Source organism: Pseudomonas sp. PS01300 (genome assembly GCF_029960155.1).
Lineage (GTDB): Bacteria > Pseudomonadota > Gammaproteobacteria > Pseudomonadales > Pseudomonadaceae > Aquipseudomonas > Aquipseudomonas palmensis.
The window spans coordinates 56,895-67,007 of the sequence record NZ_JASCPN010000025.1 but is presented as its reverse complement, the minus strand read 5'-3'; the positions used below and the strand labels follow the sequence as shown (position 1 = coordinate 67,007).

The window sequence follows — 10,113 nt, the reverse complement described above, 5'->3', positions numbered from 1 at the left end:
GGTCAAGCCCGCTCCCACAGGTTCAGCGATTTCCTTGTGGGAGCGGGCTTGACCCGCGATGGGGCATGCAGCGTCCCCGGGGTGCTGTACCATGGCTCTCATACGCCCGGCCACCCGTCGCGCTGCAGGAGTTCCCATGTCACACCCCTTCGATACCCTTACCCCCGACCTGGTCCTGGACGCTGTCGAAAGCATCGGCTTTCTCAGCGACGCTCGTGTTCTGGCACTCAACAGCTACGAGAACCGTGTCTACCAGGTGGGCATCGAAGACGCCGAACCGCTGATCGCCAAATTCTATCGCCCCGGCCGCTGGAGCAACGCGGCGATTCTCGAGGAGCACGCCTTCACCGCCGAACTGGCCGACTGCGAAGTCCCCGTGGTCGCCCCGCTGGTGCACAACGGCCAGAGCCTGTTCGAGCATGCAGGCTTTCGCTTCACACTGTTCCCGCGCCGTGGCGGCCGCGCGCCGGAGCCGGGCAACCTCGACCAGCTGTACCGCCTCGGCCAGTTGCTCGGTCGCCTGCACGCGGTCGGCGCCACGCGCCCGTTCGAACACCGTGAAGCGCTGGGCGTGGCCAACTTCGGTCACGCCTCCCTCGCCACCCTGCTCGAAGGCAACTTCGTGCCGCGCAGCCTGCTGCCGGCCTACGAGTCGGTGGCCCGCGACCTGCTCAAGCGCGTGGAGGACGCCTACGCCCGCACCCCGTACAAGAGCATCCGCCTGCACGGCGACTGCCACCCCGGCAACATGATGTGCCGCGACGAGGTGTTCCACATCGTCGACCTGGACGACTGCCGCATGGGCCCCGCCGTGCAGGACCTGTGGATGATGCTCGCCGGCGATCGTCACGAGCGCCTGGGCCAGCTGGCCGAACTGATGGATGGCTACAACGAGTTCCATGATTTCGACCCCCGCGAACTGGCCCTGATCGAACCGCTGCGCGCCCTGCGCCAGCTGCACTACAGCGCCTGGCTGGCGCGCCGCTGGGACGACCCGGCGTTCCCGCGCAGCTTCCCGTGGTTTGGCAGCGAACGCTACTGGGGCGACCAGGTCCTGGCCCTGCGTGAGCAGACCGCCGCACTGGCCGAAGAGCCGCTGAAATTGTTCTAGAACCTGCTGCCAGTCTGTCTACAATAGCCGGGTTTTAGATAGCTGCCTAAGCAAGGAATCAGCATGCAAGCCGCCAACCCGCGCCGCGGGTACATACTGGGCCTGACCGCCTACATCATCTGGGGCCTGTTCCCCATCTATTTCAAAGCCCTGCAGAACGTGCCCGCCGTGGAAATCATCGTGCATCGGGTGCTGTGGTCGGCCCTGTTCGGCTCGATCCTGCTGCTGTTCTGGAAGCACCCGGGCTGGTGGCGCGAACTGCGCGACAACCCGCGGCGCCTGGCAATCCTGGCCCTGAGCGGATCGCTGATCGCGGGCAACTGGCTGACCTATGTGTGGTCGGTGAACAACGGGCGCATGCTCGAGGCGAGCCTGGGTTACTACATCAACCCGCTGGTCAACGTGCTGCTGGGCATGTTGCTGCTGGGCGAGCGTCTGCGCCGCCTGCAGTGGGTGGCGGTAGGCCTGGCGGCAGTGGGGGTGGCGCAGCAGGTGTGGCAGGTGGGCAGCCTGCCATGGGTGTCGCTGGTACTGGCGCTGAGCTTCGGCTTCTACGGGCTGATCCGCAAGCAGGCGCCAGTGGCGGCATTGCCGGGGCTGGTGGTGGAAACCTGGATGCTGGTACCGCTGGCCATCGGCTGGCTGCTGCTCAACCCCATGGCCCACAGCGCCCAGGCCAGCTTCTACAGCACCAGCGACGCGCTGTGGCTGGCCGCCGCCGGGCCCGTCACGCTGATACCGCTGGTGTGTTTCAACGCCGCCGCGCGGCATCTGCCCTACACCACCCTGGGCTTTCTGCAGTACCTGGCGCCGACCCTGGTGCTGCTGCAGGCGGTGCTGCTGTTCGACGAACATCTGTCGAGCAGCACCCTGGTGGCATTCATGTTCATCTGGGCCGGCCTGGCACTGTACAGCGTGGATGCCTGGCTGAGCATTCGCCGGCGCACCTGAGCGCTACGCCACCCCCTACGCCGACTCTTCGGGGCGCAGCTTGAGCTCCACCATCAGGTCGTCGGCCAGGGCCTCCAGGCGCTGTTGCAGGTCATCCAGCGACAGCGTCAGCGGCAGGGCCAGCAGCGCATCGGCGTGAAACAGCGGCTCGCTGCTCATCGGCGCGGGCCGCACGTCGGTACTGAAGCGCTCCAGGTTCACCCCCTGTTCGGCCAGCAGCCGGGTGATGTCGCGCACGATGCCAGGGCGATCGTTGCCCACCAGCTCCATCGCGATCGGCTTCCAGGTGCACGACGGCTCGATGCCGCTTTCGGCGATCAGCACGCGAATCCCGTGCTTGCCCAGCGCCTGCAACGCCTCCACCAGTTCGTCATAGGATTCGGCCGGTACCGCGACGCGCAGGATGCCGGCGAATTGCCCTGCCATGCGCGACATGCGACTCTCCAGCCAGTTGCCGTTATGCTCGGCGATGCATTCGGCCACCCGCTCCACCTGGCCGGCGCGGTCAGGGGCAATCACGGTCAAGACAAGATGATCCACGCGCCAGTCCTCTCTCCAGCCCCCGAATACCGGGGGCGCCGATCAAGTATAGGCAAGGCGCGGCAACCTGCCGCAGCGGGCTCGAACAACAAATCGTGTACTGTTTTTAGATTTATCTGGAACAATTCACTCGATTTTTGAGAACATGCCCGCTCCCAGAACGACGTTTTGCGACCAAATGGTCGCAAAACGGCGTATTTAGTCTGATTTTCCCAAGCGCAGCGCTTCATGTAGTATGCCGCGACGCGCACTACAAAAATGTTGAAACAAGAGCTGAATAGCTGAGCAGAGTGAGGCAAGCAATGACTGAACACGTTCAAGTCGGTGGCCTTCAGGTCGCCAAAGTCCTGTTCGACTTCGTGAACAACGAAGCCATTCCCGGAACCGGCGTCAACGCCGAGCAGTTCTGGATCGGGGCAGAGAAGATCATCAACGACCTCGCTCCAAAGAACAAAGCCCTGCTGGCCAAGCGTGACACCCTGCAGGCGCAGATCGACGCCTGGCACCAGGCGCGCAAGGGCCAGGCCCACGATGCTCCGGCTTACAAGGCCTTCCTCCAGGAGATCGGCTACCTGCTGCCAGAAGCGGCGGACTTCCAGGCCTCCACCCAGAATGTCGATGACGAGATCGCTCGCATGGCCGGCCCGCAGCTGGTAGTGCCGGTGATGAACGCACGCTTCGCCCTCAACGCCTCCAACGCCCGCTGGGGCTCGCTGTACGACGCGCTGTACGGCACCGACGCCATCAGCGAAGCCGGTGGCGCCGAGAAGGGCAAGGGCTACAACAAGGTACGCGGCGACAAGGTCATCGCCTTCGCCCGCGCCTTCCTCGACGAGTCTGCGCCACTGGCGGCCGGCTCCCACGTCGATGCCACCCGCTACAGCATTGCCGATGGCAAGCTGGTGGTCACCCTCAAGGGTGGCAGCAACAGCGGCCTGCGCGACGACGCGCAACTGGTCGGCTACCAGGGCGATGCCACGGCCCCTGTCGCCGTGCTGCTGAAAAACAACGGCCTGCACTTCGAGATCCAGATCGATGCCAGCACCCCGGTCGGCCAGACCGACGCCGCCGGAGTCAAGGACGTGCTGATGGAAGCCGCCCTGACCACCATCATGGACTGCGAAGACTCCGTGGCCGCGGTGGATGCCGACGACAAGGTGGTGATCTACCGCAACTGGCTGGGCCTGATGAAGGGCGACCTGGCCGAAAGCGTGAGCAAGGCCGGCCAGACCTTCACCCGCACCATGAACCCGGACCGCGAGTACACCGCGCCCAATGGCGGCTCGCTGAGCCTGCATGGCCGTTCGCTGCTGTTCGTGCGCAACGTCGGTCACCTGATGACCATCGACGCGATCCTCGACAAGGATGGCAACGAAGTGCCCGAAGGCATCCTCGATGCGCTGGTCACCAACCTGGCTGCGGTGCACAACCTCAACGGCAACACCACCCGCAAGAACAGCCGTACCGGCTCGGTGTACATCGTCAAGCCGAAGATGCACGGCCCTGAAGAAGCCGCCTTCACCAACGAGCTGTTCGGCCGCGTCGAAGACGTGCTGGGCCTCAAGCGCAACACCCTGAAGGTCGGCATCATGGACGAGGAGCGCCGTACCACGGTCAACCTCAAGGCTTGCATCCAGGCCGCCAGCGAGCGCGTGGTGTTCATCAACACCGGCTTCCTCGACCGTACCGGCGACGAGATCCACACCTCCATGGAAGCGGGCGCCGTGGTGCGCAAGGGCGCCATGAAAACCCAGAAGTGGATCGGTGCCTACGAGAACAACAACGTCGACGTGGGCCTTGCCACCGGCCTGCAGGGCCGCGCGCAGATCGGCAAGGGCATGTGGGCCATGCCTGATCTGATGGCCGACATGCTCGAGCAGAAGATCGCCCACCCACTGGCCGGTGCCAACACCGCCTGGGTGCCGTCGCCGACCGCCGCCGCGCTGCACGCGCTGCACTACCACAAGGTCGACGTGTTCGCCCGCCAGGCGGAGCTTGCCAAGCGTGCGCCGGCCTCGGTCGACGATATCCTGACCATTCCGCTGGCCACCGACACCAACTGGTCGGACGAAGAGATCCGCAACGAACTGGACAACAATGCCCAGGGCATTCTTGGCTATGTAGTGCGCTGGATCGACCAGGGCGTGGGTTGCTCGAAAGTGCCGGACATCAACGATGTGGGCCTGATGGAAGACCGCGCCACCCTGCGGATTTCCGCGCAGTTGCTGGCCAACTGGCTGCGTCACGGCATCATCAGCGAGGCGCAGGTGATCGAAGGCCTCAAGCGCATGGCGCCGGTGGTCGACAAGCAGAACGCCAACGACCCGCTGTACCGCCCGATGGCACCGGACTTCGACAGCAACATCGCCTTCCAGGCGGCGGTCGAGCTGGTGATCGAGGGTGCGAAGCAGCCGAACGGTTATACCGAGCCGGTACTGCATCGCCGTCGTCGCGAGTTCAAGGCGCGCAACGGGCTGTAAGCTGGTTACAGCGCTGCCTGACGCACCCCTTCGCTGGCAAGCCAGCGAAGGGGTTCAGCCGATGCCCAGCTCATGCCTCACCAGCTTCACCAGCTTTTCCAGCTTCTCCTGGTCGAGCGGCTTGAGCAGAAAGTCGACCACGCTCAGGTGCATTGCCGCAATCGCGTCCTGCACCTTGGCATCGCCCGACACGATGATGATCGGCAACGCGGCCTGGTCCGACTCACGAATCTGCTCGATGAACTCGATGCCCCCCACCGGCTGCATGCGCAGGTCGGTAATCAGCAGCCCGATTCTGGGTTCGCGCTTGAGGTAGTCGAACGCCACCGTGGTGTTTTCTGCGGCAAGGCAACGAATGCCATGGGCCTTCAAGTAACTCGCCAGCGCTTCGCGCGACCCTTTGTCGTCTTCGACGATCAGCACCTTGGGCAGCGCGGTCCCGCGCGCAGTCACGCTCGCCAGCGCCTTGCGCTCGGCTTCGCTCAGTATGTCGTCGGCTTCGGGCATGGCTGTTCCATCGTAAAAATATCCGTTGAATCAAGTTCAGACCGCAAACGCATGTGCCGCAACCCGCCTTTCGTCGGATAATTGACGCTTACCCACTTTAGACAAACGTCCAATGGGCACTGCGCACCCCGCGGCCGACCATGCAGCACGATAAAAACAAATGCTCGGCCCTCGGCGCCGACGCACAGATGCGGTAAAGCTCATGAGCAAGATGGACGCCTTCGACCAGGCCGGCAAAACCGCAGTACTGCAGAATATTCACGGCACCATGCAGTTCCTGCAACGCTTTCCTCCCTTCAACCAGATGGAAAACGCCCACCTGGCGTACCTGGTGGAACAATGCCAGCTGCGCTTCTACGCCAGCGGTGAGAGCATCATCAAGCCTGCCGACGGACCCGTCGAGCACTTCTACATCGTCAAGCAGGGACGCGTGGTGGGCGAGCGCAACCATGCCGCCACCGGCACCGAGACCACCTTCGAGATCACCGGAGGCGAGTGCTTCCCGCTGGCCGCCCTGCTGGGCGAGCGCGCCACCCGTACCGAACACCTGGCCGCCGAAGACACCTTCTGCCTGCAACTGAACAAGGCGGCGTTCATCCGTCTATTCGCACTCTCAGAAGTGTTTCGGGATTTTGCCCTGCGGGGCGTCAGCAGCCTGCTCGACCAGGTCAACCAGCAAGTCCAGCGCCGCGCGGTTGAAACCCTCGGCAACCAGTATTCGCTCAACACCCGCCTGGGTGAGCTGGCCATGCGTCATCCGGTCACCTGCGCCCCAGATACGCCCGTACGCGAGGCCGTACGCCTGATGCACGAGCAGCAGGTGGGCAGCATCGTGATCGTCGACGAGCAGCGCGCACCGGTCGGCATCTTCACCCTGCGCGACCTGCGCCAGGTGGTGGCCGATGCCAGTGCCGACTTCGCCGCGTCGATCGCCGCGCACATGACCGCCGCGCCTTTCTACCTCAGCCCCCAGGCCAGCGCCTTCGACGCCGCCATCGCGATGACCGAGCGCCATATCGCCCACGTGTGCCTGGTGCAGGACCAACGCCTGTGCGGGGTGGTCTCCGAGCGCGACCTGTTCTCGCTGCAGCGGGTCGACCTGGTACACCTGGCGCGCACCATCCGTCACGCCGCGCGGGTCGAGAACCTGGTGTCGCTGCGCGGCGAGATCGGCCAGCTGGTCGAGCGCATGCTCGCCCATGGCGCCTCGTCCACCCAGATCACCCACATCATCACCCTGCTCAACGACCACACCGTGTGCCGGGTGATCGAACTGGCGATCCAGGACAAGGGCGACCCCGGCGTGCCGTTCAGCTGGCTGTGCTTCGGCAGCGAAGGCCGCCGCGAACAGACCCTGCACACCGACCAGGACAACGGCATCCTGTTCGAGGCACGCGACGCGGCCCAGGCTGCCGAAATTCGCGCCCGCCTGCTGCCGCTGGCGCATCACATCAACCAGGGCCTGGCGCAGTGCGGCTTCACCCTGTGCAAGGGCAACATCATGGCCGGCAACCCCGAGCTGTGTCTGTCGAGGGCCGAGTGGGCACGGCGCTTTGCCGCGTTCATCCGCGAAGCCACCCCCGAGAACCTGCTGGCCTCGAGCATCTATTTCGACCTGCGCGTGGTGTGGGGCGACGAACAGGCGTGCGAACAACTGCGCCAGGGCATCCTCGACCAGGTCGCCGACAACCGCCTGTTCCAGCGCATGATGGCCGCCAACGCACTGCGCCAGCGCCCGCCCGTGGGGCGCTTTCGCGAGTTCGTGCTGACCCGCAGCGGCAACGACAAGGCCGCCACCCTCGACCTCAAGGTGCAGGGCCTCACGCCCTTCGTCGACGGCGCGCGCCTGCTGGCGCTGGCCAATGGCGTGCACGCCAACAACACCCTGGAGCGCCTGCGCCAGCTGGTAGGCAAGGAAGTGATCGACCCGCTCGATGGCGGCGCCTATGAAGAGGCCTACCACTTCATCCAGCAGACCCGCATGCAGCAGCACCAGTTGCAGACCCGCCAGAACCTGCCCTACTCCAACCGCGTCGACCCCGACAGCCTCAACGACCTGGACCGGCGCATCCTGCGCGAATCGCTGCGCCAGGCCCAGCGTCTGCAAAGCAGCCTGGCCCTGCGCTACCAACTATGAGCGACCTGTCATGAGCCTGTTCGCCTGGCTGCGCCCCAGCCAACCCGCACTGGACGCCGCCCAGCAGCAGCGTCTGGCCCAACTGCCCGGCCCCGCCCCGCTGCAGGACCACACCCTGCGCGCCCAGCGCTGGGTGGTGCTGGACCTGGAAACCACCGGCCTGAACCTGAACCGCGACCAGGTGCTGTCGATTGGCGCGGTGGTGATCGAGGACGGCGCCATCGACTTCAGCCAGCAGTTCGAGCGCACCCTGCACCGGCATGACCACAAGCCGGGCCCCAGCGTGCTGATCCATGGCCTGGGGCCCAGTGCGATTGCCGCCGGCTGCGTGCCGGCCGATGCACTGCTCGACCTCATGGCGTTCATCGGCGACAGCCCGCTGCTGGCGTTTCACGCCGGCTTCGACCAGCGCATGCTCAGCCGCGCCCTGAAGGACAGCCTGGGCTACCGCCTGCAGCACCCGTTCATCGACGTGGCCGAGCTGGCCCCGCTGCTCAACCCCGACGTGGTGTTGCGCGACGCCGGGCTCGACGACTGGACCGCACACTTCGGCCTGCAGGCCGGTGAACGCCACCACGCCAGCGCCGATGCACAGGTCACTGCCGAACTGGCACTGATCCTGTTCAGCCAGGCGCGACGCCAGCACATCGACAGCCCGCTGCTGCTGGAGCATCGCCTGCTAGGCTGGCGCCGGCGACGGCAACACAGCCACGGCTTCTGACCAGCCCCGGATACGTCATCCGATGAGCGTTAATTGCACAGTGCCAGCGGCTCTGACACAATCGCGAATAATTCTCGTTAGTTAACGCATCTATTCCGGGGAACACCTTGTCGTCAGTGCAAAGCCCACACGGTGAGCTGGTTGGTGCGCTGTACCGTGACCATCGCGGCTGGCTGCTGGGCTGGCTGCGGCGCAACGTCGCCTGTGCCGAGCGCGCCGAAGACCTGAGCCAGGACACCTTCGTGCGCCTGCTCGGGCGCGAGCAGCTGCCCGCACCACGCGAGCCGCGGGCGTTCCTGGCCGCGGTGGCGCGCGGCCTGCTGTTCGACCACTTTCGCCGGGCGGCACTGGAGCAGGCGTACCTCGCCGAACTGATGCTGATCCCCGAAGCCGAGCAGCCGTCACCGGAAGAACAGCACCTGATCCTCGAAGACCTCAAGGCCATCGACCGCCTGCTGGGCAAGCTGTCGAGCAAGGCGCGCGCCGCGTTCCTGTACAACCGCCTCGACGGCATGGGCCATGCCGAGATCGCCGAGCGCCTGGGCGTGTCGGTGTCGCGGGTGCGCCAGTACCTGGCCCAGGGCATGCGCCAGTGCTATGTGGCGCTGTACGGCGAGCCGACATGAACGGCTTCAGTAGCAGGCCGGTATCGGCCAAGGTGCTTGATGCCGCCATCGCCTGGCAGCTGTGCCTGGATGCGGGCAGCGCCGAGGAGCGTGCCGATTTCGAGCGCTGGCACGCGGCAGACGAAGAACATGCGCGGGCCTGCATGCAGCTGGGCATGCTCAACCAGCGCTTCGCCGCAGCGGCCGGCCCGGCGCGCAAGGCCCTGGGCGAAACCCGGGCCGGCCTGCGCCAGCGCGTGCGCAAGCTGGGCAGCGGGCTGGCCAGCATCCTGCTGGTGGGCGGCCTGCTCGGCTGGCTGAGTACCCACCAGAGCCTGGACTACTGGCTGGCCGACCAGCGCACGGCCACCGGCGAGCAGCGCAGCCTGCGCCTGGAGGACGGCACCCTGCTCAGCCTCAACACCCATTCGGCGGTGGATGTTCGCTTCGATGGCCAGCAGCGCCTGATCGTGCTGCGCGAAGGCGAGATTTCCATCGAGACCGGGCACAAGGATGACCGTCCGTTCATCGTCGCCACGGCCGACGGGCGCCTGCGTGCACTGGGCACACGCTTCCTGGTGCGCCTGGAAGACCAGGGCACGCGCCTGAGCGTGTTGCAGTCGGCGGTGGCAGCCAAGCCGCAGGACAGCGGCGACGAGCAGATCGTGCGCGAAGGCCAGCAGGTGATGATGAGTCACGACCAGCTGGGCAGCATCGATCCGCTGGCCCTGGGCGCCGACGCCTGGACCCACGGCATGCTGGTGGTCGACAACGTGCGCCTGGATGCGCTGGTGCAGGAGCTGGGGCGTTACCGCAGCGGCTACCTGGGGGTGTCGCCGGAGGTGGCCGGGTTGCGCATTACCGGCAGCTTCCCGCTGCACGATACCGACCTTGCGCTGCAGTCGCTGCTGCCGACCTTGCCGGTGCAGGTGCAAAAGCGCACGCCATGGTGGGTGACGATCGTGGCCAAGGGCGAGACCCCGTAAAACGCCTTCGCCTGCAACGCCCTCCTGCAGGAGCGGGCGTTGCCGGCGAAGGCCTCAACATTATTTTTTACCCAC

Annotated in this window: 9 protein-coding genes; 7 read left to right on the top strand and 2 right to left on the bottom strand. The window is 65.6% G+C overall.

Features of this window, described 5'->3' with window-relative positions:
• The first annotated feature begins 136 nt into the window (after window positions 1-136).
• Together QMX96_RS14255 and rarD are read left to right on the top strand one after the other, a co-directional pair.
• Window positions 137-1,111: a serine/threonine protein kinase gene (locus QMX96_RS14255; protein ID WP_088514285.1), complete on the top strand. Its 975-nt coding sequence runs from the start codon at window positions 137-139 to the stop codon at window positions 1,109-1,111.
• 63 nt (window positions 1,112-1,174) lie between these two features.
• Entirely contained in the window at window positions 1,175-2,062 is an 888-nt protein-coding gene (gene rarD, locus QMX96_RS14250) for an EamA family transporter RarD (RefSeq protein WP_054915981.1), read from the top strand.
• A 15-nt stretch (window positions 2,063-2,077) separates the two neighbouring features.
• Here the strand turns inward: rarD and QMX96_RS14245 are convergent, their stop codons facing one another.
• On the bottom strand, window positions 2,078-2,602 hold the full coding sequence (locus QMX96_RS14245; RefSeq protein WP_043863673.1) for an ACT domain-containing protein: 525 nt from the start codon (window positions 2,600-2,602) through the stop codon (window positions 2,078-2,080).
• Between the two features lie 302 nt (window positions 2,603-2,904).
• On the opposite strand from QMX96_RS14245, the gene QMX96_RS14240 reads away from it, so the two are divergent.
• Window positions 2,905-5,082 (top strand): malate synthase G, encoded by a 2,178-nt coding sequence (locus QMX96_RS14240; RefSeq protein WP_043863672.1) that lies wholly within the window; start codon window positions 2,905-2,907, stop codon window positions 5,080-5,082.
• Between the two features lie 54 nt (window positions 5,083-5,136).
• Here QMX96_RS14240 and QMX96_RS14235 read toward each other — a convergent pair whose 3' ends face one another.
• A complete protein-coding gene (locus QMX96_RS14235) occupies window positions 5,137-5,589 on the bottom strand; it encodes a response regulator (protein WP_054915983.1) in 453 nt (150 codons plus the stop codon).
• A 202-nt stretch (window positions 5,590-5,791) separates the two neighbouring features.
• Here QMX96_RS14235 and QMX96_RS14230 point away from each other — a divergent pair, with 202 nt between their 5' ends.
• From QMX96_RS14230 to QMX96_RS14215, 4 genes are all read left to right on the top strand, one after another.
• The gene (locus QMX96_RS14230; protein WP_282361945.1) at window positions 5,792-7,726 is read left to right on the top strand and encodes a DUF294 nucleotidyltransferase-like domain-containing protein; all 1,935 of its coding nucleotides are present in this window, start codon (window positions 5,792-5,794) and stop codon (window positions 7,724-7,726) included.
• A gap of 10 nt (window positions 7,727-7,736) precedes the next feature.
• Window positions 7,737-8,447, top strand: coding sequence for a 3'-5' exonuclease (locus tag QMX96_RS14225; protein WP_282361944.1), 711 nt, complete (start codon window positions 7,737-7,739; stop codon window positions 8,445-8,447).
• A gap of 107 nt (window positions 8,448-8,554) precedes the next feature.
• Window positions 8,555-9,073 carry an RNA polymerase sigma factor gene (locus QMX96_RS14220; protein WP_043863668.1) on the top strand — a complete coding sequence of 173 codons (519 nt, stop codon included), beginning with the start codon at window positions 8,555-8,557 and terminating at the stop codon, window positions 9,071-9,073.
• Window positions 9,070-10,038 (top strand): FecR family protein, encoded by a 969-nt coding sequence (locus QMX96_RS14215; protein WP_282361940.1) that lies wholly within the window; start codon window positions 9,070-9,072, stop codon window positions 10,036-10,038. Before QMX96_RS14220 ends, QMX96_RS14215 begins: the two co-directional genes overlap by 4 nt.
• Window positions 10,039-10,113 lie beyond the last annotated feature (75 nt).